The following is a 24,558-nucleotide window of genomic DNA, read 5'->3' as shown; positions in this document are numbered from 1 at the left end:
TGAAGGAGAGATCAGCATGGCCGCGCATAGCGATAGCGAGAACGACAGCACGCTGCATGATTGGCCGCAGCGGCCCTGGGTGCTGGCGGCGCTGCTGGGCCTGGCCGCGCTGCTGGTCTATTTCGCAAGTGACGGGGGCGAACATGTGCCATGGCGCATGGCGCTGGCGGCGGCCCTGGTTTTCGGCCCGCTCGGCCTTGCGTTCACGCTTGCAGAAGATCGCTGGAAGGCGCCGTTGGTGTTTTCAGGCGGCGTGGCACTGGTAATGGCGGGGATCGCCTGGCGCGCGACCGCGGCTGGCGACAGCTATGCTGATGAAGAATTCTGGATCGCTGCGGGCATTCTGGCGGTGACGCTTTCCGTGCCCTTGTTCCAGGCCGGTTTTCACCGGCTGCGCTGGCAGACCTCTTACAAGGCGACCCATTTCCACGTCTGGACCGATGCAATCAGCGCCGCCGGCGCCTTGGCCTTTCTTGGCCTGGCCTGGGCCCTGCTGCTGCTGCTCAGCGAGTTGTTCCGGGTAATCAAGATCGATCTGCTGCGCGATCTGATCGACGAGGGCTGGTTCGGCTGGCTGTTTTCCGGCGCGGCAGTTGGCGCGGCGCTGGGCGTGCTGCGCAACCAGCTCAAGATTATCGGCACCTTGCAGAATGTGGTGCTGCTGGTTCTGTCAATCCTGGCGGTGCCGCTGGCGGCAGCGCTGGTGGTGTTTCTTGGTGCAGTCGCGCTCTCCGGCCTCGACGTACTGTGGGAAGCGACCAAGAGCGCCACTCCCTTGCTGCTGGCGATTGCAGTGGGCTGTTTCGTGCTCACCAACGCGGTGGTGCGCGACGAGGACGAGCAGGCCAGCAATTCGCGCATCTTGCGCATTGCGGGCTTCGTGCTGGCGCTCGGCATATTGCCGCTGGCAGTGATGGCGGCAATTTCGATGGGCACACGCATTGGCCAGCACGGACTCAGCCCTGAACGGCTGTGGGCGCTTGTCGCGATTGCTGTCGCGGTAGCCTATGGCGTGGGTTATTTCGTCTCCGCCATTCGCGGGCGGCGAGAGGGCTGGCGCGATCTGCTGCGGCAGGCCAACCTGCATCTGGCAGTGCTGACCTGCGTGATCGCTTTCATCCTCGCGCTGCCGATCTTCAATTTCGGGGCGATTTCGGCCAGCAACCAGCTCGCGCGGCTCGAATCGGGCGACGTGAGTGCACAGGATTTCGACTATGCCGCGCTGCGCTGGGATTTTGGCGACGCCGGGCGAACGGCACTGGCCAAGCTGGCCAAAAGCGAGAATGCGGAAATTGCCACGTTGGCCAAGGACGCACAAGTCCTTGAGAGCCGACCTTATGGTCGCATCACCACTAGCGAGCGCCGAGAGATATCCTTCAAGGCCGACCTATCTGAATTTGATGATACAACAGCGAACGCAATTCGCGCTTACTTACGTGATGAAGTCATCTTTTGCCGCGAAGGTTGCAGAGTTGTTTCGCTTGGCGACATCGAAAACGGTGAGCTGGTAGCGGTGATGACAAAGTCGGGATATGGAACCAACCCGCAATTGCTGCTTGTGAAGCCGGGTGCTGCCAAGGCGATTACCCAGCACGTGGTGAATGGCCGATTGATCCATGAGTATGAAGGTTTGCAGGGGGCACCCGACGCAGATGGAGAGGTCGAACTGCGTCCTTTCACCGGCTATCAGGTCTTTGTCGGCGGAAAGCCTGCCAGCCAACCCTTCAAATAAGGCGCGCGCTACATCAACTCGCGCTTGAAGGGCGGTCCGCGCGCGGCTAACGCGCAAGCCATGTCCGTAGATAAAGCAATTGTGGCCAAGATTGCAACTTTGGCCCGCATCAAGATGGGTGACGAAGAGCTTGAGCGCATGGTGCCCGAGCTCAACGGTATCCTCACCTGGGTTGAGCAGCTCGGCGAAGTCGATGTGACCGGGGTTGAGCCGATGACCGCCGTCATTCCGAACCATCTGCGCCTGCGCGACGATGTGATCGATGCCGATCCGCTGACCGGTGGAGGCAAGCGTGACGATGTGCTGGCCAATGCGCCTGCGCCGGAGCATGGCTTTTTCGGCGTTCCCAAGGTGATCGAGTGATGGTCCAGTATTCAATCGTCATCCCGGACAGCGGGACGAACTCGCTTCGGACCGCGCGTGATCCGGGAACCACAATCAAAGGGAATCTGGATTCCCGCCTTCGCGGGAATGACGAAGTATGAGTAGCGAGATTACCTCTCTTGGCGTCAAGGCCATTCGCGACGGGGTTGCCAAGGGCGATTTCACCGCACGCGAAGTGGCGGAAAGTTTCAACGCTGCTGTGGCCGAAGCTGCCGCGCTCAACGCCTTTATCGTCACCACGCCCGATCATGCACTGGCGGCGGCGGACAAGGCCGATGCCGCGCGCGCCGCAGGCCAGCCGCTGGGCAAGATGGCGGGCGTGCCGATCGGCATGAAGGACCTGTTCGCCACCCGCGGCGTGCAGACCACCGCAGCAAGCCACATCCTTGAAGGGTTCAAGCCCCAATATGAAAGCACCGTCTCGCAGAATTTGTGGGATGCGGGCGCGGGCATGCTGGGTAAGCTCAACCTTGACCAGTTCGCCATGGGCTCCTCGAACGAGACTTCCTATTTCGGCAATGTTTCCTCACCCTGGCGCAAGGCGGGCAGCAATGCCGCAATGAGCCCGGGCGGTTCCTCGGGTGGCTCGTCCGCAGCCGTTTCGTCGCGGATCGCCCCTGCCGCCACCGGCACCGACACCGGCGGCTCGATTCGCCAGCCCGCTGCCTTCACCGGCATTTGCGGGATCAAGCCCACCTATGGCCGTTGCAGCCGCTGGGGCGTCGTCGCCTTTGCCAGCAGCCTCGATCAGGCCGGGCCGATGGCGCGCAGCGTCGAGGATTGCGCGATCATGCTCGAGGCGATGGCGGGCTTCGATCCCAAGGATGCGACCAGCCTGGACCTGCCGGTGCCCGCATGGGAAGCCGAGCTCAATGCCGATCTCAGGGGCAAGAAGGTGGGCATTCCGCGCGAATACCGCATGGACGGCACCGACGAGGCGATCCTGAAAAGCTGGGACCAGGGCAAGGAATGGCTGCGCGATGCGGGGGCGGAGATCGTCGACATCAGCCTGCCGCACACGAAGTACGCACTGCCCGCCTATTACATCATTGCCCCCGCCGAAGCCTCCAGCAACCTCGCGCGCTATGACGGGGTGCGTTACGGCCTGCGTGAACTGCCCGAAGGCGCCGGTCTGCAGGACATGTATGCCGCCACTCGCGCTGCCGGCTTTGGTGACGAGGTCAAGCGCCGCATCCTGATCGGCACCTATGTGCTTTCGGCAGGCTTCTATGACGCCTATTACAACCAGGCGCAGAAGGTGCGGGCGCTGGTCGCGCGCGATTTCGAGCGTGCATGGGCGGAATGCGACGTGATCCTGGCGCCGACCACGCCGACGGCTTCCTTCCCGCTGAACTCGCTCAATGACGATCCGCTGACGATGTATTTGAACGATGTGTTCGCGGTGCCTGCTTCGCTCGCGGGGCTTCCGGCGATGAGCGTTCCCGCCATGCTGACCGATGACGGGTTGCCGCTGGGTTTGCAGATCGTGGGCAAGCCGTTTGACGAACAGGGCGTGCTCAATGCGGGCCTCGCGATTCAGCAGCGTGCGGGCTTCAGCGCGAAGCCGGAGAAGTGGTGGTGAGTGCTATAGAACTCATTGTAATAGCTGGTTTTTTGGGCGTTCTGTTCGGCTTGGATGGGATCCAAAAAACATTACGAAAGAACAATGAATCTGACAACTCCGACGCTGTTGAAGCGATTCGTGAGGAACTTAATTGGATACGCAAATCACTTGAGAGAATTGAGGAGCACACTGGGCGTGTGGCAGAGCCGCTTTACGATCAGGATAAATTTGAGCGGGAACATTTGATTGGCAAATATGACCCTGACAACTTACGCTAAGTTTGAATAATGCTCTACGCCGTCATCTTCCTGATCTGCTTCGTGCTGCTGGGGCTGTTGACCTTGTGGCTGAGCAAGAATGTCGAGCATGGCGAAGCAAGGTTCGGGCCTGATGGCAAAGTGATCGAGGATGATAAAAGCGAGGGCTGACGGACCTTTAATCGTCATCCCGGCGCAGGCCGGGATCCAGAATGGCAAAGCGCGACCGTCGGAACTGGATTCCGGCCTTCGCCGGAATGACGAGATAACATGATGACCAACTATCGCATCCAGGGCGCAACCGGCGAATGGGAGGTCGTGATCGGCCTTGAGGTCCATGCGCAGGTGACATCGCACTCCAAGCTGTTCAGCGGGGCCTCGACCGAATTCGGGGCGGAGCCGAACAGCCAGGTGAGCCTGGTCGATGCGGCCATGCCCGGCATGCTGCCCGTTCCCAACCGCGAGTGCATCCGCCAGGCGGTGCGCACCGGCATGGCGATCGAGGCGCAGATCAACAAGTGGAGCCGGTTCGACCGCAAGAACTACTTCTATGCCGATCTGCCGCAGGGCTACCAGATCAGCCAGCTCTATCACCCGCTGGTGGGCGAAGGGCAGCTGCTGATCGAGGCGGACGAGAAGGCGGGGATCGCCACTGACAAGGTGATCGGGATCGAGCGCATCCATGTTGAGCAGGATGCGGGCAAGCTGATGCATGACCAGCACCCGACCATGTCTTACGTCGATCTCAACCGCTGCGGCGTGGCGCTGATGGAAATCGTCTCCAAGCCCGACATGCGCTCTCCTGCCGAGGCGGGCGCTTACGTGCGCAAGCTGCGCAGCATCCTGCGCTATGTCGGCAGCTGCGACGGCAATATGGAAGAAGGCAGCATGCGCGCGGACGTCAACGTTTCCGTGCGCCGCCCGGGCGAAGAATTCGGCACGCGGACCGAGACGAAGAACGTCAACTCGGTGCGCTTCGTGATGCAGGTGATCGAATATGAGGCGAACCGCCAGGTCGATTTGATCGAAAGCGGCGGCAAGGTGGAACAGGAAACCCGCCTGTTCGACGTGGCAAGCGGCACCACGCGGACCATGCGCAGCAAGGAAGACGCGCATGACTATCGCTATTTCCCCGATCCCGACCTGCTGCCGCTCGAACTCGAGCAGGGTTTTCTTGAGGAATGCCGTGCCTCGCTGCCCGAACTGCCCGACGCCAAGCGCCGCCGCTATGTCAACGAGCTGGGGCTGAGCGAATATAATGCACGCGAATTGACCGCCGAAGTCGAAACCTTCGCCCGCTTCGAGACGCTGCTTAGCGCAACCGCCAGCGCCATCGGCAAGGGTGAGGCAGCAGTCGCCACTCAGGTCGCCAATTGGGCGCTCTCGGTCGCGCCGGGCGTGATCAATGCGCTGGGCGACGAGGCTGATCTGGCCCATGCTACCGCCGCGCGCCAGGCTGCAATCCTCAAGCTGCAGGATGCGGGCGAGATTTCGGGCGGCCAGGCCAAGGAAATCTTTGAGATCGTGCTCAGGGAAGGGCGCGATCCGGCCGAAATCGCCGATACCGAGGGCCTGAAGCAGGTCAGCGATACCGGCGCGATCGAAGCCGCGATTGACGGCATCATCGCCGCCAACATGGACAAGGTCGAGGAATATCGCGGCGGCAAGGACAAGCTGTTCGGCTTCTTCGTCGGCCAGACGATGAAGGCAATGGCCGGCAAGGCCAATCCGGCGGTGGTGAACCAGATCCTGAAGGACAGGTTGGGGTAAGTCTCGCCGCCTGACAATTGCGGAGCGAAGTTCGATTCCATGGCGAGTGCCGCGCCTGTCACGCTCTATTTTCACGGCTTGCCGGGGTCGGCAGCAGAGCTTCGGGCGTTCGGCCCGCAGATCGCGGCAGAGACCGAAGATTTCCACGTTGTCGCGCGAGATCTTCAGCGACCGTCTGCCAGTCGCCTCGACTATTTCGATGGGCTTGCCGAATCGATCGAGCGCACGGTGGCGACCGGTGAGGTGAGGCTGGTGGGCTTCTCGCTCGGGGCCGCCGCTGCCCTGCAGGTCGCGCCGCGGCTGGGCGCACGCGTATCGCAGATCGATCTCGTGTCCCCGGCTGGCCCGCTGGGCCTCGGAGACTTCATCGCGCACATGGCGGGTGCGCCGGTGTTTCGCGCAGCGCAAGCGGGGCGTTTGGCCTTTGCGGCCTTCACCACGATGCAGGCACAGTTTGCCCGTTTCGCCTCCCGCCGTCTGGCCGCTGCCCTGATGGCCAAGGCCCGGGGAGCCGATCGCGCTCTGACGACCGATCCGCAGTTCCTCGCGCAGCTTGCGTTTTCCTTGCGAAGCAGCCTGCTGGAACAGCGTGCGGCCTATGTCGAGGAAATCCGGCTTTATGTTGCCGACTGGTCGGCCGAACTTGCCAAGGTGCGCCAGCCGGTGACGATCTGGCAGGGCAGTGAGGACGACTGGACTCCGCCAATGATGGCGCGCGCCTTGGCCGAGGCCCTGCCCGACCAGCCGGAAGTGATCATGCTGTCCGGCCTGTCGCATTTCTCGACGCTGCGCTTCTACCTGGAAAGCATGGTTGCGCAGCCACTCCGGGAGCAGCCGTGACCTCCATCGTCCTCATCCAGCCAGAGATACCCGGCAACACCGGGGCAGTCGGGCGCACATGCGTGGCGCTGGATATGGAGCTTGTGCTGATCCACCCGCTCGGTTTTGATATTTCAGACAAGCGGGTGAAGCGTTCGGGCCTCGATTACTGGCCGCACATAAGGCTGGTGGAGTTCGCCAGCTGGGATGCGTTCATCGCGGAACGAAAGCCACGCGAAAACCAGCTGTTCCTGTTCGAGGAATATGCCCCGCGCACATTCTACGAACCCGAATATCCGGCGGACGCCTATCTGGTGTTCGGGCGCGAGACCAAGGGCATCCCGCCAGAGATCGTGGAGGTACACCGCGCGCAGATGGTGAGCTTGCCAATGCGCTCTGACAAGGTGCGCTCGCTCAATTTGGCCAACACTGTGGCTGCGGCGGCCTATCAGGCGCTGCGCAATCATTTACCCCATTAGGGACAGGGCGGGCCGGACCCGGATACGAAAAGCCGCCGGAGCGCTAACTCCGGCGGCCTTTGCTTGCTCCGAATATGATCGAATTTAAGCGCGCGTACCCGAAAGCGGCATCGCGCCGAATGCGCCGGCATTGACGCTGCCGGTCAGCGCATCGCCATCGATCGTTGCTGTGCAGTCAAGCGTCATCGGCATGGGTACCACCATCTGCATCTTCCAGGAGATGGTGTTGCCATCAACCGTGCCATTCTCAATGTCCATGCTGCCCATTGCGCCGGCCATATTGCCGCTGAAAGAACCATCGCCATTGTCATTGACGGTCAGCGTTCCGCTCTGGTCGCCCATCGGGCTTTTGACGGTGGTATTGTAAGTTCCGGCTACGGACATGGGGTTCTCCTATAAACTGGTTGCCCGGCAAACGCCTCCGGGCGGGGCATATGATATTGTTTACACGCGTGTCAGTTGGACTCAACCACATATCGCTGTTTGGCATTGGCCAGCGCGTCCTCGCGCCAGAAATGCACCGGTTTGAGCTTGTGCTGCACGAACAGCTGCATCTGGTCGGTGTGGTGCGGGCTGCCGGGCCGCGAGATCGCCGCGCCAAACGGCTGGACCGATTGTGAACGCACACGCTCGCCGGATCGCCATTCGACCCACTGGATGAAGCTGTCGCCATGGACCAGCCTCAACCGCCCGTCATCATCCACCTGCCATGTGGTGGAGGCTCGCAAAGTGTCCGAACCCCCATCCAGCGGCAGATCGACCTTCCCCTGCCGCAGCCTGAGCAATTCGCCCATCGGCGGATCGATCCGGCCAAAATGCGTATTCAGATGGTCGACCTTGTCGCGCAGGTGCTGCTTCACGTCAGGGTAGGGCTTGTTCTGGTATTCGGCCGACATGAAATCCTTGATCATCAGCAGGGCCAGGCTGTCAGCTGCGCCTTGCCCGTCTGCATTGAAGTCCCATCCCAGCAGCAGGTCGCGCGCCTTCGCCAGCCCGGCATCGCCTGACAGGTCGAGCTGTTCCAGCGCGTCCCACAATTCGGCGACATAGCCCTCGCGCTCATAGACGGTGTCATATTTGATCCGCCGCAGGGCTTCGCGGTCAAGCGTGCCTGCTTCGCTCAGCAATTTCCATGCCCGGCGCGAACGGTTGGTCTGCTTGAGCTCAACCCCCAGCACAGGCGAGACATCCGCCGGATCAAGATCGTCCGCCTCGCCGGCGGCTGTATAGGGCTCGTTGTTCGAATTGTAGAGCCAGCCGGAGGACGGATTGATCAGCTTGGGAAGCTCGGCATAGTCGACCGCGCCATGCCAGATCAGATCGCTGCGATCGCCGGGCAGGATGCCGCGCCAGTTGGCCTCTACATCCCTGGGCCGGTCAGGGATCGCGGCGTTATAGACATAGGCGATGTTGCCATCCTTGTCGGCATAGATGAAGTTGGTGCTGGGGATCGCCATCCGTGCGATTTGCGCCTGCCACTCCTCCAGGCTGGTTGCCTTGTTGAGCCGGTAATAGGCGTCAAGCTGGTCAATCCGGTCAATCCCGCCGTACCGGACTGCATAAACCCCGGTGTGGTTGAAGATCACCGGGCCGTGGACGCTGCGATGCACCGTGCGGCGGATCGGCAGCACAATCGGGCCGAACTTGACCGGCAAGGTTACCGTTTCGCTTTCCAGTTCGCGCCATTCGCCGTCGAGCCTGTAACGCGTACCGCTCTCGTCCATTTCCAGCTTGTAGATATCAACCATATCGGGCCGGTTGACGGTGTTGGTCCAGCCAAGATGTTCGTTATGGCCCAGAAACGGGAAGGGTGAACCGGGGAAATTCGCGCCCGCATAATGCCAGCCCTCTTCGCTCTCGACCACGAGTTCGTACCAGGCGACGCCGCCACGCAGCGGCTGGTGACTGTTCGAAATCAGCGTGGTTGGTCCGCCCGATTTCTCAGGTGCGATGGCAAAGGCGTTGGAGCCTGACAGCGCCGCCTCCTTGCCCCAGGGCAGCGGGAATGCGGCGGCTGTTTGCTGTGCCTCACCATCCATGATCGCTGGCGCGTCAGGCGTGCTGTCGCCGCGCGGAAAGCCGGGAATGTCCGGCCCGAATTCACGCCGCAAAGGGCCACCGTTCACCAATGGCTCGATCACATTGCCCAGCCCGAAGAAAAACGGCTGGCGCAGCGCGAAACCGGCGGCAATGTCTTCACCATTCACGGGGAACAGATTGGCCAGTTTCAGTTCGCCCGGGTGCGCGCGCGCATATTGGTTGAGGCCAACGGCATAGGCTTCGAACAGCGCCCGGGTATCTGCGGGCAGGCTGCCATAATGGCGCTGCGCGGTGCCGCGCGCATCGAGCAGGTGGTAGGCATAGTCAATCGCTGCGCCATCTTCGCCCGCGATCGCGCCATAGCGCCCGCGCGCCATCGCCACGACATCCTGCAGGGTTGCAAAATCGTCCTCTGCCTGAGCCAGGGCTACGCCAAAGGCGACGTCGGCATCGGTTTTGCCGTAGATATGGGGCACACCATATTGGTCGCGGATGATTTCGGCGCGGTATTGGCGGCCTGTGTCCGGTGCTTCGCCCCGCTGCGCGAAGAACGGTTCCCAGCTTGCCAGGACGACAAAAGTCACAACCAGCAGGACAAGCAGCGCCCAGCCGCCACGCGCGATCCATCTCCGCATTCGCTCTCTCCTTGGCTGCCATCTCTAGCCGCTCTGGTGATGCGGGTGAAGCTGTTGATTTCCCGGTGAGATGCAAAAATTTGCGCGTGGCCCCTTACTCGCAATCGAAGTGGTCCTATATTTGAATAATACACCCGCGAAGAATTCCAACACGGGTACTTGTGTTGCCATAATGCAACACTACATCAATAGGGTCTTGAAATGAGGGCCAAGGGGTAATCCGCTCATGAACCTGGAAAAATTCACCGATCGCGCCAAGGGCTTCCTCCAGAGCGCGCAGACCGTTGCCATCCGCATGAACCATCAGCGGATCACACCCACGCACCTGCTGAAGGCGCTGCTGGCAGATAATGAGGGCATGGCCGCCGGGTTGATCCAGCGTGCGGGCGGCAATCCCGGTGTCGCGATTACCGAGATCGATACCGAATTGGGCAAGATCCCGGCGGTATCGGGCAGCGGAGCACAGGCCACGCCCGGGCTCGACAATGATGCGGTGCGCGTGCTCGACCAGGCTGAGCAGATCGCGGAAAAGTCAGGCGACAGCTATGTCACGGTGGAGCGGCTGCTGGTCGCGCTGGCGCTGGCAAGCACCACCAGGGCGGGGCAGGCGCTCAAGGCGGCCGGGATCGACCCCAAGGCGCTTGAGGCGGCTATTTCCGAACTGCGCAAGGGCAAGACGGCGGACAGCGCCAATGCCGAAAGCGCATATGATGCGATGAAGAAATTCGCCCGCGACCTGACCCAGGCAGCGCGCGACGGCAAGCTCGATCCGGTGATCGGCCGCGACGAGGAAATCCGCCGCACGATCCAGATCCTTGCCCGCCGCACCAAGAACAATCCCGCGCTGATCGGCGAACCCGGCACCGGCAAGACCGCGATCGCCGAGGGCCTGGCGCTGCGCATTGCCAATGGCGATGTGCCTGACAGCCTGAAAGGGCGCACGCTGATGAGCCTCGACATGGGTTCGCTGATCGCGGGCGCAAAGTATCGCGGCGAATTCGAGGAACGGCTCAAGACCGTGCTCGACGAGGTCAAGGGCTCTGACGGGCAGATTATCCTGTTCATTGACGAGATGCACACGCTGATCGGTGCGGGCGCCAGCGAGGGATCGATGGACGCCTCGAACCTGCTCAAGCCTGCGCTGAGCCGCGGAGAGCTGCACTGCATCGGTGCCACTACGCTCGACGAATACCAGAAATATGTCGAGAAGGATCCCGCGTTGCAGCGGCGTTTCCAGCCCGTCTATATCGACGAGCCGAGCGTGGAGGACACGATCAGCATCCTGCGCGGGCTCAAGGAAAAATACGAGCTGCACCACGGGGTGAACATCACCGACAGCGCGCTGGTTGCGGCCGCGCAGCTTTCCAACCGTTATATCCAGAACCGCTTCCTGCCTGACAAGGCGATCGACCTGATGGACGAGGCCGCCAGCCGCATCCGCATGGAAGTGGAATCGAAGCCCGAAGAGATCGAGAACCTCGACCGCCGTATCATCCAGCTCAAGATCGAGGAATCGGCGCTGGCCAAGGAAAGCGATGACGCCTCGAAAGAGCGCCTGAAGGCGCTGCGCGAGGAGCTGGCAGGCCTGGAAGAGCAATCGGCAGCGCTGACCACCCGTTGGCAGAACGAGCGCGACAAGATCCACGCCGAAAGCCGGATCAAGGAGCAGCTTGATGCCGCCCGGCTGGAACTGGAACAGGCGCAGCGCGAAGGCGACCTCGCCCGGGCGGGCGAGCTTTCCTATGGCAAGATACCCGAGCTGGAAAACCAGCTTGAAGGCGCGCGCGCGCAGTCCGAAAACGCCCTTCTGCGCGAGGAAGTGACCGAGGAAGATATTGCCACGGTCGTCAGCAAATGGACCGGTATCCCGGTTGACAAGATGATGGAGGGTGAGCGCGACAAGCTGCTGCAGATGGAGCAGCTTCTGGGCAAGCGCGTGATCGGCCAGGATCAGGCGATCACAGCCGTTTCAAAGGCCGTGCGCCGCGCACGTGCGGGCCTGCAGGATCCGGGCCGCCCGCTTGGCAGTTTCCTCTTCCTCGGCCCGACCGGGGTCGGCAAGACCGAGCTCACCAAGGCGCTGGCCGAATTTCTGTTCGATGACGACACCGCCATGGTGCGTATCGATATGAGCGAATTCATGGAGAAGCATGCGGTTGCCCGCCTGATCGGCGCACCTCCGGGCTATGTCGGCTATGAAGAAGGCGGAGCGCTGACCGAGGCGGTGCGCCGCCGCCCCTATCAGGTGGTTCTGTTCGATGAGGTTGAGAAGGCGCACAGCGATGTGTTCAACGTGCTGCTGCAGGTGCTTGATGATGGCAGGCTCACGGATGGGCAGGGGCGTGTGGTCGATTTCTCCAACACGCTGATCATTCTCACTTCGAACCTTGGCAGCCAGTACCTCAGCCAGATGACCGATGACCAGAAGGTCACCGATGTCGAGCCGCAGGTGATGGACGTGGTGCGCGGGCATTTCCGCCCGGAATTCCTCAACCGGCTGGACGAGATCATCCTGTTCCACCGGCTGGGCCAAGAACACATGGCGCCGATCGTGGAGATCCAGGTGGGGCGCGTGCAGAAACTGCTCAAGGATCGCAAGATCACGCTCGAGCTGACCGATGCGGCGCTGCGCTGGCTGGGGCGGGTCGGTTACGATCCGGTCTATGGCGCGCGGCCGCTGAAGCGCGCGGTGCAGCGCTATCTGCAGGACCCGCTGGCGGAAATGCTGCTGGAAGGCAAAGTGCCCGACGGTAGCAAGGTGACCATCGACGAAGGTGACGGCGCGCTGAAGATGTTGGTGGGGTGATCTGCCGCAAGAGGGTGCTCCGGCCCACGCTATCGGCATGATTCGCCGTCCAACAAACAAGGGCCCTGGTTTCCCGGGGCCTTTTTTGTTTACGGGCAGACTTGCTCTGTTTGGTTGGCCGATCCTGCGTTCGTCGATTTAGCATGTCGCCAGATTGCCGTTTGTCCGTTCCGGGGGACGGTTCGTCGAAAATGGGGCCGGGTCACCGGCGAGTGCGAACCGGAATCTGGGGTCGATATTCGTGCTGATGCGCGCGCCGATCATTCCATAAACTTCTGTATTGTAGGAGTTCTTAGAGATAGCCGCGGTGCCCGGGTCCGGCCTGCGGGTGACCCTGTATCAACAATGCAACAGCTTCGTGACCAATCGACCGACTGCGCTTTGGGGTGCTTTACACCACTAAGGCACCGGCGTAGTTAGCAGCCATTGCGGCAGGGATGACGGGTGTTGCTGTATGGGAATGAGAGCTGCGGTTGAACGCAATTCTGTGCCTGTGCCTGCCAGCCACTCGGCCGTCAGGGACTACACACAAGCATGGGGATTGCTTCTGCTATGAAAATGACATTCACAAGAGCGCTTTGCGCGACGACGGCAATGGTTGCCGCCTCCGCTCTCGCCACTCCCGCATTCGCGCAGGATGGCGGGCAGGACATCGGCGGCGGCGCCGAGGTTTCGGAGTCCGAGGATGACGCCGGCATCATCGTTACCGGTTCGCGTCTGGCGCGGCCGGACATCGAGTCGGCCTCACCTATCAGTATCGTAAGCAACGATGACATCAAGCTTCAGGGCACGACACGTATTGAAGACGTGCTCAATTCGCTGCCTTCCATCACGGCAAGCCAGGCATCTTCGCTGGCCAACGGGGCAGATGGAACCGCTACGGTCGACCTGCGCGCGCTTGGCAGCACACGTACTCTCGCGCTGATCAATGGCCGCCGTATCGTGCCGGGCGATCCGTCTCCGGCGAGCGGTTCGGCAGCGGACATCAACATTATTCCTTCCGCCATGCTCAAGCGGGTGGAAGTGCTGACCGGCGGCGCTTCATCGGTTTACGGTGCCGATGCTGTGGCCGGCGTCGTCAACTTCATCATGGATACCGATTTCGAAGGCTTCCGGGTTGACGCGCAGTACGGGTTCTACCAGCACAACAACAACAACTCGTTCATCCGCCCGCTCCTCGACGCGCGCGGATTTCCGTTTCCTGACGGCAGCACCACCGATGGCGGCAGCATCGATGCCACCGTGGCATTCGGTTCGAAGTTCGCTGACGATCGCGGCCATTTCATGATGTATGGCGGTTATCGCAAGATCAATCCGGTAACGCAGGGCCAGCGCGATTTCAGCGCTTGCGTCATTCAGAACACTGGCGGCGGCGCCAACCGTTGCGGCGGTTCGGCCACTTCGCCGGACGGCAACGTCCTGGTGTTCGATACCGCGGTGACCACCGGCACTTCGACCTTCTACACCTTCACGCCAGGCGGCGGGTTTGTGGGCGGCGCGCCGACGTTGTTCAACTTTGCCCCGCTCAATTTCTTCCAGCGCAATGACGAGCGTTTCACCGCTGGCGCCTTCGTGAATTACGAAGTCAACGATTCGTTCCGTCCGTACATGGAATTCCAGTTCATGGATGACCATACGACAGCCCAGATCGCCCCATCGGGTGACTTCGGCAACACGCTCACGCTCAATTGCGACAACCCGCTGATGTCGGCTGCGCAATTTGCAGTGATCTGCGACGCAGACAATCTGATCAACGGCTTCATCGGAACGTTCCCGACTGCTGTAACGGCACCTTTCAACCAGAATCCGGGCGCAGCGCCGATTGACTTCGCCGATGGCCAGGGTGGGACCTACAATCAGGGTTATGCTCTGCTGCTTCGCCGCAACGTTGAAGGCGGTCCGCGCCGTGCTCAGCTCGATCACACCACCTTCCGCGGTGTTTTGGGCGCGAACGGCGACATTTCAAGCGATTGGAGCTACGACGCCTACTATCAGTACGGCAAGGTGAAATATTCGCAGGTTTACGAGAACGAATTCTCGGTTGCGCGCCTCGCCAATGCGCTTGATGCCGTCATCGACAATCGCGTCGGCAGCGCCACCAACGGACAGGTCGTCTGCCGTTCGGTCATTACCGGCGCGGATCCGAACTGCGTCCCCTATGACGTCTTCGCGGGCATCGGCGGTGCCAGCCAGGCTGCAGTCGACTATCTCTCGGCAGTCGGGTTCCAGGACGGCGAGACGACCGAACAGGTCGCCAACGTCTCGTTCACCGGAGATCTCACCTCTGCGGGCGTCAAGCTCCCCTGGGCCGATGACGGCGTAAGGGTCAACTTCGGTACGGAATGGCGCAAGGAAACGCTTGATCTTCGGACCGACCAGGCGTTCCAGACCGGCGATCTTACCGGTCAGGGCGGCGCGACGTTGCCGATTTCGGGCAGCTTCGACGTGCTGGAGTTCTTCGCCGAAACGGAGATACCGGTCATTCAGGACGGCTTTGTCGAACTGTTCCAGATCAGCGCGGGCTATCGCAATTCGCATTACGAGACGAGCGCCGACCGTTCCTACAACACCGACACCTACAAGATCGGTGCGGAACTCGCCCCGACAAGCGACGTCCGCTTCCGCGCGATGTACAACCGGGCCGTGCGTGCTCCCAACATTCAGGAGCTGTTCCGTACTCCGGCAGTTGGTCTCAGCGGATCGGTTGATCCCTGCGCCGGCTTCACGATCACGGCGACTGACTTTGGCTGTATCGCTCAAGGTCTTCAGGTTGGCCAGGGCGTGACTCCAAACCCGGCGGGCCAGTACAACGGCCTGCTTGGCGGCAATCCCGATCTCGAGCCGGAAACGGCCACGACCTGGACTGCCGGTGTTGTGCTGCAGCCGAGCTTCATCCCTCGTCTGTCACTCACCATCGATTACTTCAATATCAGGATCAACGACGCGATCCGCTCGTTTGGGCCCGATACGATCCTCAATGACTGCGTCGACAAGGCAACTGCGTCTTTCACGCCCATTTCGTGCGGGCTCGTCAATCGCGACGCAGCCGGGTCGCTCTGGCTGACGCCAGGTGGCTTTACCGAGGATCTTCCGAACAATGTCGGTCAGGTGAAGACCGCTGGCGTCGATATTTCCGGCAATTATTCGATGCCGGTCAGCTTCGGCACGATTGCGGTGCAGATGAATGGCACCTATCTCGACAAGTACAGGGTCAACAACGGCCTTGCCGATCCATATGATTGCGCGGGGCTCTTCGGACCCACTTGTAGTGTTGGCGGATCCACTGAACCCGGTGCTCCGTTGCCTGAATGGCGGCACAAGGCCCGCGTATCGGTCAACATGGACTCCGGTCTCGGCTTCTCGGCCCAGTGGCGCTATGTCGGCAAGGTGAAGGCTGAAACGCTTTCTTCGTTCTCGGCTCTTCAGGGTGCCAACAACTTCGACCCTGGCCTGCGCATTCCGGCGTTCAATTACCTCGACGCTGTGTTCAGCTTCGACCTTCAGGAGAAGTACAAGTTCCGCCTTGGCGTGAACAACATCTTCGACAAGGAGCCGCCGCTGGTTACGTCCGGGAGTGCCATTCGCCCAGGTTCGAACCTGTGCCCGACCGGTCCGTGTAACGGCAACACCTATCCGGCCACTTATGACGCACTTGGACGTTATGTGTTCCTGGGTGTGACGCTCGACTTCTAAAGCCGGGACTGTCAAAGATAATGGAGGGTTCCCGCAAGGGAGCCCTCCATATTCGTTTCAGGCTGACATGATCAGCGCCGACCTACTATCATCTTGATCGAAGGCAAACGATGGCCGAACTGTCACCTACAACTACCAACGACAGCTCACCGTTGAACCGGGCGGTCGCGGCGGCGCGCAGCGGCGATCTGGCACGCGCCAGAACCATCGCTGAAGACGCAGTTGAGAGTGGGGCTGGCGAAGTATCCGCCTTCCATGCCTTTCTCGGCATGGTTTGTGCCCGATTGGGTGATGATGCAGCTGCAACCACCCACCTCGAGCAGGCACACAGACTCAAGCCGGACGATGTAACGATCGCGTGCAACCTCATTTCACTGTTGATCGATCAGGAGCGGGATGCCGAAGCGTTGGCAATTGCCAGCAAGGACCTGGCCAAGTCAGATCAATCGCTGCGCGTCGCTCGCTACCGGGGATTCATCGCCCAGAAACTTGAGCAATATGATGCAGCAATCGAGGCCTATGAGCTGATACTTGACCGGAACCCGGACGATTTCGAGTGCTGGAACAATCTTGGTAACGCCCGTTCCGGACTGGCTGACGATGAGGGTGCCCTGGACGCACTGCGCCGCGCAATTCAGCTTGATCCCAATGTTGCACCGACCCGCCTTAACCTGGCAACCACGCTTCAAGCGCTTGGAAAGATTGATGAAGCGGAAGCCGAACTCGTCAAGGCCAGTGAGGATTTTCCCAACGACTCACGTGCACCCTTTCAGCTCTATGTCCATTACAAGTCCGCACAAAGACAGGACGAAGCAGTTGAAGCCTTGGTCGAGGCGGCCAGGCGCGACCCCGAGGCGGCCGATTTACAGCTCAAGCTGGGTATCGAATATGGCGTCCTGCGCCGGACGGAAGATTCCGAGCACGCCTATCGCCGGACGATCGAGCTCGATCCGTCCGAACTCGACGCCTATCTGGGCCTCGCCATCCAGTTCGAACACACCAACCGCGAAGATCAATTCGGCCCCCTGATCGAACTGGCGCGTGGCAACGCTATTGCGCCAGAGCCACTGTCGTTTATCGAAGCCTTGGAATTGCGCCGATTAGGAAAATTTGAAGAGGCCCTGGCCAAACTTGATGCCGTTCCAGCTGATGTCGAACCCATTCGCACGGTCCATGCGCGAGCTACCGTGCTTGAACGCCTCAAACGCACCGATCAAGCCTTCGCCGAATACAGCCGCGCCAACACGCTGTTGCAGGACAATCCGACCGAGCCACTTGATCGCGCGAAGCAATTGCGAGACCAGCTGAGGCAGGAAATTGCATGGCTGACGCCGCAATGGCGCGACAGTTGGATCGACGTCGAAATATCTGATCCACGTCCTGACCCAGTATTCCTGGTTGGCTTCCCCCGATCAGGCACGACCTTGCTCGATACCATCCTGATGGGCCATCCCGATACGGTGGTCATGGAAGAGCAGCCGCCGCTCAACTTTGTAGAGGAAGAGCTTGGCGGAATGAAAGCCATCCCCAGTCTCGACCGTGAAGCGATCAGCGGAGCTCGAGATCGGTATTTTGCCGAAGTCGAAAAGATCCAGCCGCTCGTTCCAGGCCAGCTGCTGATCGATAAGTCTCCGCTGTTCCTCTATCGGTTACCCCTGATCAAGCGCATCTTTCCCGATGCGAGAATTATCCTTGCGCTACGTCATCCTTGTGACGTCGTGCTTAGCTGTTTCATGAGCAATTTTCGGCTCAATTCTGCCATGGCCAACTTCCTGAGGCTGGAAGACGCGGCGGATTTTTACGACCTGTGCTTCAAGCATTGGGAAACTTCACGCGCCCTGTTCACCGCCAATGTGCATACGATTATCTACGAAAGACTGGTCGAAAACGTTGCCAGTGAGGTGAAGCCTCTTATCGAATGGCTGGAGCTGGAGTGGGACGACGGCCTGCTCGATCACACTGCAACCGCAAAATCTCGCGGCCTGATAACTACAGCCAGTTATTCGCAGGTTACCGAACCGATCTATCGGCGGGCCTCAGGGCGCTGGCTGCGATATCGCGCCCATCTGGAGCCCGTTTTCAGCCGACTTGCACCATGGGCTAAAAAATTCGGCTATGGCGATCCGCGCACCGAAGCCGGGGTCGACTAACTCAAGGTCATTCATTCGACCGAATGCGGCAAGCAGTAATTTGGGTCGGCACAATTCCGAGGCATCGAATTCAATTATCCACCCAGTAAGGCAACTGGAGCCTCGAACAGAAAGGGCCCCGGGAAACCAGGGCCCTTGTTTGTTGGACGACGAATCATGTCCTTGGCGGGGCCGGAGCACCCTCTAGCGGCAGATTACCCCACCAACATCTTCAGCTATAACCCAGTATCGCACGCAGGCCGGGCCCAAGCGGGATAGCTGCGCGTCAGGCCTTGGCAAGCTCACCCAACACTTCGCGCAGCGGGTCAAGCCATTGCGAATAGGGGCGCCAGACCTCTATCCCGTCACGGTTAAGGGGGCGGCGGACCTGTTCGCTGCTTGGCGTGCGCACAACGCGGTCTAGCTGGTGGAATTCGAGCACCTTGTCGTTCCACGGCAGGTTGAGATACTCGATCACCTTGCCCGCTTCTTCACGTGCATTTTCAACCAGTTGCGTATAGTCGACGTGGTGCACCATCCCTGGTGCGATGCTGTCCAGATAAGTCATCAGCCTGACGTAATCGACATAGCTGCGCCCCACGTCCTCAAGCGCAAATGAGGCGGGATGCGCGCTGGTGAATGACTGGGTGAAATTCGAAAAGCAGCAATCCATTGCCGGACGGCGGATGTCCACGAACTTTGCATTTGGCAGGATTCGGCGGATGAACAGGATATTGTTCCAGTTGTGGGGCAGCTTGTCGACAAACAGGGAGCAGTTGGTTTTCCGGTGGAATCTGGCGCGACGCATATACTCCCGACCAAATTCTTCCGCCTGTTGTTGGCTCATCTGCAGCAACGCGCGCGGTACGGTGATCTTGCCGCGCCGGGTAGCCATTTCCATGAACGTTCGCAGGATTGCAGGGATGTAAGGCAATTCACCTACGGGCTCAATTGATGGGTGACTACCCAGCATTTGCTCAAGCAAGGTAGAACCCGAACGCGGCAGCGAAACGAGGAATATCGGGACGTCTTCGCCCGGCACGCTTTGGTGCTCCCCGTCGAAGAACGTCTCATCGATAACACGTTCAACCTCGTTGATCTCTTCGCTCAATTCGTCCGCATTGTAATTGAGGCTTTCCGCTCGCTGCCGGTTGCCTGTATCGTAATGCTGGAAGGCGCTCTCAAAATTACCCTGATCGTGAAGCGCCCTGGCGAGCGCGAAGTTCAGGGGAGCCATATTGCGTGGATCGATGGCAATCGCCAGCGCCGCACGCATGGCCTTGATGTCGTTTTCGTCCAGCACCCTTCGCTTGATACTTGCCAGCGCCCACCATGCATCACCATATCCGTCGTCAGCAGCGATAGCGTGGCGATAGGAGTCGATTGCTTCCTCAACATTGCCGGCTGATCTCTGGCAATGCCCATACGCCACCCACAGTGCCGGGTTGGCGGGATTGTCGCGGGTGAGCTGTCGGTACAAGTCCCGCGATTCATCGCTTCGACCGACCTTCTCGAGCAAACCCGCCAGCACAGCCTTGAGGCCCGGTTCCTCGCGCTCGCTCGTAAGCTGTTCGAACATGGGAATTGCCTGCTCAGGCCGATCCTGCTGACTCAACACGGAGGCGAGATTGCGGCGCGTCTCAAAGTCCGACATTCCGCCAGCGATGGCCTGTTGCAGGAATTGCCGCGCCTGTTCGAGTGCGCCAAGCCGCATGGCGACAAAGCCCAGCTTTGCCAGTGCGCGCGGATCCTTCGGGCTCTTGCGGAGAAACTCAACCAATAGTTGTGCGGCACGATCGTATTTATCGGCTTCAATCAGCCGCTGTATGTGCCCAAGCTGGGGGTTCGTGGTAAGAAATCCGGGGCCCCTGGAAACCGTGTCATCATGCATAGCCAAGCACCGTTCTGAGGCCAGGTGCCTGGTAATCGACAAGGGCACGATGGTGCGGACCCAGGGATTTGGGCAACTCAATCCCGATCCCGGTCAGGTTTTCCCGCGCAGTTGCGCTTTCTTCACGGCTGGAGCCACGCCGAACGCGTTCACGCCAATCCTCCGGCATCTCGATATGGCAGGCATCAAGCAAGGATTTGAAGAAATCCTCGGCATGTAATGTGTCGAGTTCGCGAACATGCTGCATCAGCTCCTCATAGGTCACTACGTGGCAACGCGCACCAAGCCATGCGGCGGCATTGAGCTCATAGATGTCGTTGAGCGAGGGTAGCTTACCTGGCAGGCCAAAGATCATCATGGTCAGTAATTCGTCCGCGGTCAGCGCCCCACCCTTGAGATAATCGATATTTCCCTGGAATTGTTCGGACAGGATGAAACGTGCCCGGGCGATCACCCAGTCGTATGGATCGCGATAAAGCAGGATACGACTTGCGGGGGCCGTTTCGATCACTGAAGCATCGGCAAAGAACAGATGGCCCCAACTGAGCCGGGGATGCTCGGGATCGAACGCAATCCGGTGCTGCTGCAAGTTCGGCCATTGAATGAAGTCAGCGGAATATTGCTGATCGACCGGAACAAACATGCGGAGGATGTTGCGAAGCAAATGGCTGCCGCTTTTGGGAACCGAGTTCAGGAAAACCGGCTGTCTCAGGCGTTGCTGGGCAAATTCCGCATTGCTTTCATCCAGATTGTCCCTCCGGACATAGATTTGCGGCATTGCTCGGGTCTTTCTTCAGCGTGGATATTACGGACGGCCAATAACAGACGGGGCGGCATGTTGCCATGCCACCCCGCCTTGGTCTGGACAAAAAGATGCCCGTTTATCGTCGATCAGAACTTGGCCGAAACGTTGATGAAGCCGCGCCGTCCCACGAACGAGTATTGCGATGCAGCAACCACCGGGCCGAGCAATCCGATCTGGCCGCCATTCAACACTGACACGCGCGGTGGGCGGGTGTCGAACAGATTGCTGACACCAGCAGTAATCTCGAACCTGCCATCGGCGATTTCCTGTGTCACCGAGATGTTGTGATAGAACTTTGCCGGAGCAGTCAGATCCGGGCAGTAGGTTCCGTAAATCGGCAGATCGTCTGATGGATCGGCTGTGCCCTGATTGTTGAAGGAATTGATGCAGGGGCCGCCGAAGCGATCCTCAAAATCATCCTGATCCGACGTTCCGCCGATTACGTTGACGCCATAGAACAGGCTGAAGCCTGAACCATGCGCCCAGGTTGCCCGGAAATCGCCAACCCATTTGGGAGAACCCGCCTCACCGTTGTCCGATGTGACTGGCGAGGTTGGCAGAAGCTTGAAATCATCATCAAGCTGCCAGGTCATCCCGGCCGTCAGGCTCAGCTGCCCCAACGAACCCAGATCATGCCGCAGAATGGCTTCTACGTCGATGCCCCGGTTCTTCTGACTGGCGATGTTGACGAACTTGTCAGCAACCGTCGCAACCGAGAAGGGCGAGGTGGTGCCCTGGCCGCGGGTGAACAGGTCGCAGAGTGGTTCGGTCGCGAAACTTTCCGAATCGTAGCAGCCGAACAGGATATTGGCTGCGCCGAGCTGCGAGATCTCGCCCTTCACATCGATGTCGAAATAATCGACCGCGATGCTGATTTCCGTATCGGGAAGGAAGGCAAACCGGGGTGTCAGGACCGTGCCAAACACCTTTGCCTTGGAGGATTCCGACTCAAGCACTCCGAGGCCGCCCGAAGTAAGAATCGTGGCTGTCACGGTGCCGCCGCCGAAATTGTTCGGGATACCGTCAGCAGCGCAGTTGTCTGCCACCCGCTGTGAAGTGGTGCCTGCAGCAAGGCCGGCACCCCAGTTCACGCAAGGGTCGACCCGGTTGACGTTGGCGAAGCTGGTCTCGTCAGCCAGGAACTGTTCGAACAGCGCAGGCGCTCGGAAGGAGGTACCGTAACTGCCGCGGAAACGCAGCCAGTCGGTTACCGCCCAATTCAGCCCCAGTTTGTAGGTCCAGTTGCCATTATCCGAATCGGACACACCGTCTGAGGCGCGGGTGGCCTCGACATTGGTGAGGCGTCCGGCAGCTGAAAACGTCAGGTCCTTGAAGAAGGGCTTGTCAGCTAGCACTGGCACGCTGATTTCGCCGAAGGTTTCCAGCGTCACGCTTTTGCCGGCCGTGATTCCGCTGGCGGATGCACCCCAGGCATTGGCTGCAAGCGTGATTTCGCCCGGCGTATCGTTGATACGATCGCGTCGTGCGGTGCCCCCGAACGCAACCGCCATCGGCCCGGCCGGAAGTTCAAGCAGAGTTCCGGTAATCACCGCTTCGGCTGACAGCTGGGTGTAGATCGTCTTGCCTTCTTCCCAGTCGAACAGGAAGTCGAGCTGTTCCTGCGTCAGATTGCCGCGCAGGAACTCGGGGTCGGCCCAGGGAATATCGATACATTGCTTGCCCGAAACCGGCAGCACTGTGCCGACGCAGGAAGAATACTGGAAGTAACCGGAGTCATAGGCATCCTGCAGGATCTGCTGGCTGCGATACCGGCCGTTGCTGCGGCTGTATTGCCCGTAAACTTCGTATTTCCAGTTGCCTGCCCCACCAAGATCGCCACGTACACCGCCTACGCCGCGGTAATAGTCGACCTTCTGGCTACTGTCGGCCTGATCGGTGATCGGGGTCGGGCTGATGAAGTTCAATCCCTGCCAGCCATCACCCCAATAGTTGAAGTAGTTTCCGGCACCCGTGCTGTAGAGATCACCGGTCCAGCCAAAATTCCAGAACTGGCGCCAGCCGTTTTGATAAGTCTCGCGGCGGTTGAACAGGAACTCGCCGAACAACTCGACGGATTCGGATATCTCGAAGGAACCTTCTGCATAGGCCGTGTAAAGATCGGTTTCGGGGATGATCGTCTGATCATCGACAAACGGATGGTATGCATTCTGCACCGCCATCGATGCTGCATCATAGCCGGTAGGAAAGAAGCCTGCGGGGGCGCCGAAATCGAAAACGTCGGCTGGGGCGCCAAAGGCAGGTATGCCAAGCGTTCCGGCGCCGGGGCCCGAATCATACTGATACTGCAGCAGAACCGTGCGCCCACCGGGCGAAGTCTGAACGCCCGAATCGGGGCCACCAGGTCCATCTAGACGAAGGTTGTCGATCAGATTGTAAGTCCACACATGGCCCCAGCGCAGGTCTTCACAGTGCGGCTGGCCGGTGCGCGGATCGATCAGGTCAGAGCGGTTGCCGTCGGCATCGAAGATGTTCGCTTCCGGGCAGGCAAGATAGCTGCGATCGCCGCGCGCCAGTTCGTCACGATGCGTGTAGTCGCCGGCAATCAGGATGTGACCGCGATCGAAAGTCTTGCCCCATGAGGCACTGACGCGATACTCCTCACCACCCGAGTCAAATGGAACAGCGACGTTGAAATCAAGCGTCAGCCCATCGGCCTCGTCCATGGTAGAAATGTTGACAACGCCGGCGATGGCGTCCGAGCCATAGACTGATGATGCACCCGTCTTGAGAATTTCGATGTTCTTGATGATTGAAAGCGGGAGAACGTTCAGATCGAAGGAAGAGACCGCGCCCCGTGTACCCGCCGGGCCGGCTCGCTTGCCATTAAGCAGCACAAGGGTGCGGTTGGGCCCGAGCCCGCGCAAATCGATGGTTTGCGCGCCAGGTCCACCGTCGGTGACGAAGTTTGACGAAAGCGCTGCGGTGATCTGGGTGGAACCAGAGGCGATTGGCGAAGTCTGCAAGGCAGAGGCCAAGTCGAACTTGCCCTCCTTGCGTGCGATTTCAGGGCTGACGATTGAAATCGGGTCCGGGCTGTTGAACGGCGTCGTGGTTTGAATACGCGAACCGGTGACGATGATGGCCTGCGCCGGAGCCGCCTCTTCGGCTGATTGTTCGGCTTCATCTTCCTGACCTGCATCCTGCGCAAATGCGGGCATTGCTGACAGGGCAAGCGCCGCAAGACCGCTGCCCGCCATCAACTTGATGCGACCGATTTCAGCCACGTTCTTGTACGATTTCATAGTGTTCTGTCCCCTAACATGCCGCCCAGCAGCGGCAGACGTTTACGTCAAATTGTAGAGACGAGCGCTAGGCCCCCCCAGCAGCATCAACCCATGGGCCAATTCTTGCTTTCTTGATCCAAGCCCGGCAAGGGGGCGACGGCGGGCAGGGGCAATCGTATTTGTAACTGTGGCTTGATTGCAACGGTTTTGCTCGCAGGATTGAGCAATGCTCTGACATTGCGCATGCAACTTGCGAGCGGCAGGGTGATACGGTGGCCGGGGCATGCGCAAGGGGCCTTGGCCAGCTTG

General features: G+C 60.1%; 16 protein-coding genes. 11 read left to right on the top strand and 5 right to left on the bottom strand.

Translation table 11 applies throughout. The annotated features are described in order from the left end of the window. Positions 1 to 16: 16 nt before the first annotated feature. The 8 genes from ACX3VQ_RS03715 to ACX3VQ_RS03680 all read left to right on the top strand — a co-directional run bounded on the left by ACX3VQ_RS03715 (position 17) and on the right by ACX3VQ_RS03680 (position 7,005). On the top strand, positions 17 to 1,732 hold the full coding sequence (locus ACX3VQ_RS03715) for a DUF4153 domain-containing protein (protein ID WP_462579602.1): 1,716 nt from the start codon (positions 17 to 19) through the stop codon (positions 1,730 to 1,732). Positions 1,733 to 1,792: 60 nt separating this feature from the next. Beyond that, positions 1,793 to 2,095, top strand: coding sequence for an Asp-tRNA(Asn)/Glu-tRNA(Gln) amidotransferase subunit GatC (gene gatC / locus ACX3VQ_RS03710; RefSeq protein WP_462579601.1), 303 nt, complete (start codon positions 1,793 to 1,795; stop codon positions 2,093 to 2,095). Between the two features lie 118 nt (positions 2,096 to 2,213). Further along, the gene (gene gatA / locus ACX3VQ_RS03705) at positions 2,214 to 3,698 is read left to right on the top strand and encodes an Asp-tRNA(Asn)/Glu-tRNA(Gln) amidotransferase subunit GatA (RefSeq protein ID WP_462579600.1); all 1,485 of its coding nucleotides are present in this window, start codon (positions 2,214 to 2,216) and stop codon (positions 3,696 to 3,698) included. Beyond that, positions 3,695 to 3,958, top strand: coding sequence for a hypothetical protein (locus ACX3VQ_RS03700; protein ID WP_462571474.1), 264 nt, complete (start codon positions 3,695 to 3,697; stop codon positions 3,956 to 3,958). The genes gatA and ACX3VQ_RS03700 overlap by 4 nt, the downstream gene beginning before the upstream one ends. Before the next feature lie 9 nt (positions 3,959 to 3,967). Continuing rightward, positions 3,968 to 4,108, top strand: coding sequence for a glutamyl-tRNA amidotransferase (locus ACX3VQ_RS03695; protein ID WP_462571475.1), 141 nt, complete (start codon positions 3,968 to 3,970; stop codon positions 4,106 to 4,108). A 102-nt stretch (positions 4,109 to 4,210) separates the two neighbouring features. After that, positions 4,211 to 5,707 carry an Asp-tRNA(Asn)/Glu-tRNA(Gln) amidotransferase subunit GatB gene (gene gatB, locus ACX3VQ_RS03690; RefSeq protein ID WP_462580678.1) on the top strand — a complete coding sequence of 499 codons (1,497 nt, stop codon included), beginning with the start codon at positions 4,211 to 4,213 and terminating at the stop codon, positions 5,705 to 5,707. A 39-nt stretch (positions 5,708 to 5,746) separates the two neighbouring features. Next, entirely contained in the window at positions 5,747 to 6,547 is an 801-nt protein-coding gene (locus ACX3VQ_RS03685; RefSeq protein ID WP_462579599.1) for an alpha/beta fold hydrolase, read from the top strand. After that, a complete protein-coding gene (locus ACX3VQ_RS03680) occupies positions 6,544 to 7,005 on the top strand; it encodes a tRNA (cytidine(34)-2'-O)-methyltransferase (RefSeq protein WP_462579598.1) in 462 nt (153 codons plus the stop codon). Before ACX3VQ_RS03685 ends, ACX3VQ_RS03680 begins: the two co-directional genes overlap by 4 nt. 84 nt (positions 7,006 to 7,089) lie before the next feature. On the opposite strand, the gene ACX3VQ_RS03675 is transcribed toward ACX3VQ_RS03680, so the two are convergent. Together ACX3VQ_RS03675 and ACX3VQ_RS03670 are read right to left on the bottom strand one after the other, a co-directional pair. Further along, on the bottom strand, positions 7,090 to 7,389 hold the full coding sequence (locus tag ACX3VQ_RS03675; protein WP_462579597.1) for a lipocalin/fatty acid-binding family protein: 300 nt from the start codon (positions 7,387 to 7,389) through the stop codon (positions 7,090 to 7,092). A gap of 71 nt (positions 7,390 to 7,460) precedes the next feature. Continuing rightward, the gene (locus tag ACX3VQ_RS03670; RefSeq protein ID WP_462579596.1) at positions 7,461 to 9,680 is read right to left on the bottom strand and encodes an acylase; all 2,220 of its coding nucleotides are present in this window, start codon (positions 9,678 to 9,680) and stop codon (positions 7,461 to 7,463) included. 226 nt (positions 9,681 to 9,906) lie between these two features. On the opposite strand from ACX3VQ_RS03670, the gene clpB reads away from it, so the two are divergent. The 3 genes from clpB (at position 9,907) to ACX3VQ_RS03655 (ending at position 18,329) form a co-directional block, all read left to right on the top strand. After that, positions 9,907 to 12,486: an ATP-dependent chaperone ClpB gene (clpB, locus tag ACX3VQ_RS03665; protein ID WP_462579595.1), complete on the top strand. Its 2,580-nt coding sequence runs from the start codon at positions 9,907 to 9,909 to the stop codon at positions 12,484 to 12,486. 558 nt (positions 12,487 to 13,044) lie between these two features. Further along, on the top strand, positions 13,045 to 16,179 hold the full coding sequence (locus ACX3VQ_RS03660; RefSeq protein ID WP_462579594.1) for a TonB-dependent receptor domain-containing protein: 3,135 nt from the start codon (positions 13,045 to 13,047) through the stop codon (positions 16,177 to 16,179). 110 nt (positions 16,180 to 16,289) lie between these two features. Continuing rightward, positions 16,290 to 18,329 carry a tetratricopeptide repeat-containing sulfotransferase family protein gene (locus ACX3VQ_RS03655; protein WP_462579592.1) on the top strand — a complete coding sequence of 680 codons (2,040 nt, stop codon included), beginning with the start codon at positions 16,290 to 16,292 and terminating at the stop codon, positions 18,327 to 18,329. 265 nt (positions 18,330 to 18,594) lie between these two features. Here the strand turns inward: ACX3VQ_RS03655 and ACX3VQ_RS03650 are convergent, their stop codons facing one another. From ACX3VQ_RS03650 to ACX3VQ_RS03640, 3 genes are all read right to left on the bottom strand, one after another. Then, a complete protein-coding gene (locus tag ACX3VQ_RS03650; protein WP_462580677.1) occupies positions 18,595 to 20,199 on the bottom strand; it encodes a tetratricopeptide repeat-containing sulfotransferase family protein in 1,605 nt (534 codons plus the stop codon). Beyond that, positions 20,192 to 20,977: a hypothetical protein gene (locus ACX3VQ_RS03645; protein ID WP_462579591.1), complete on the bottom strand. Its 786-nt coding sequence runs from the start codon at positions 20,975 to 20,977 to the stop codon at positions 20,192 to 20,194. Before ACX3VQ_RS03645 ends, ACX3VQ_RS03650 begins: the two co-directional genes overlap by 8 nt. 113 nt (positions 20,978 to 21,090) lie before the next feature. Continuing rightward, positions 21,091 to 24,267, bottom strand: coding sequence for a TonB-dependent receptor domain-containing protein (locus ACX3VQ_RS03640; RefSeq protein WP_462579590.1), 3,177 nt, complete (start codon positions 24,265 to 24,267; stop codon positions 21,091 to 21,093). Positions 24,268 to 24,558: the final 291 nt, after the last annotated feature.

The organism is Altererythrobacter chaiwopuensis (assembly GCF_054957735.1).
The sequence above is the reverse complement of the archived record's forward strand: the minus strand, read 5'-3'. Positions and strand labels throughout refer to the sequence as shown.

Coding starts and splice junctions, on each gene's coding strand:
- ACX3VQ_RS03715 (WP_462579602.1), top strand. CDS start 17: ATGGCCGCGCATAGCGATAGCGAGAACGACAGCACGCTGCATGATTGG.
- gatC (WP_462579601.1), top strand. CDS start 1,793: ATGTCCGTAGATAAAGCAATTGTGGCCAAGATTGCAACTTTGGCCCGC.
- gatA (WP_462579600.1), top strand. CDS start 2,214: ATGAGTAGCGAGATTACCTCTCTTGGCGTCAAGGCCATTCGCGACGGG.
- ACX3VQ_RS03695 (WP_462571475.1), top strand. CDS start 3,968: ATGCTCTACGCCGTCATCTTCCTGATCTGCTTCGTGCTGCTGGGGCTG.
- gatB (WP_462580678.1), top strand. CDS start 4,211: ATGACCAACTATCGCATCCAGGGCGCAACCGGCGAATGGGAGGTCGTG.
- ACX3VQ_RS03685 (WP_462579599.1), top strand. CDS start 5,747: ATGGCGAGTGCCGCGCCTGTCACGCTCTATTTTCACGGCTTGCCGGGG.
- ACX3VQ_RS03675 (WP_462579597.1), bottom strand. CDS start 7,389: ATGTCCGTAGCCGGAACTTACAATACCACCGTCAAAAGCCCGATGGGC.
- ACX3VQ_RS03670 (WP_462579596.1), bottom strand. CDS start 9,680: ATGCGGAGATGGATCGCGCGTGGCGGCTGGGCGCTGCTTGTCCTGCTG.
- clpB (WP_462579595.1), top strand. CDS start 9,907: ATGAACCTGGAAAAATTCACCGATCGCGCCAAGGGCTTCCTCCAGAGC.
- ACX3VQ_RS03660 (WP_462579594.1), top strand. CDS start 13,045: ATGACATTCACAAGAGCGCTTTGCGCGACGACGGCAATGGTTGCCGCC.
- ACX3VQ_RS03655 (WP_462579592.1), top strand. CDS start 16,290: ATGGCCGAACTGTCACCTACAACTACCAACGACAGCTCACCGTTGAAC.
- ACX3VQ_RS03650 (WP_462580677.1), bottom strand. CDS start 20,199: ATGCATGATGACACGGTTTCCAGGGGCCCCGGATTTCTTACCACGAAC.
- ACX3VQ_RS03645 (WP_462579591.1), bottom strand. CDS start 20,977: ATGCCGCAAATCTATGTCCGGAGGGACAATCTGGATGAAAGCAATGCG.
- ACX3VQ_RS03640 (WP_462579590.1), bottom strand. CDS start 24,267: ATGAAATCGTACAAGAACGTGGCTGAAATCGGTCGCATCAAGTTGATG.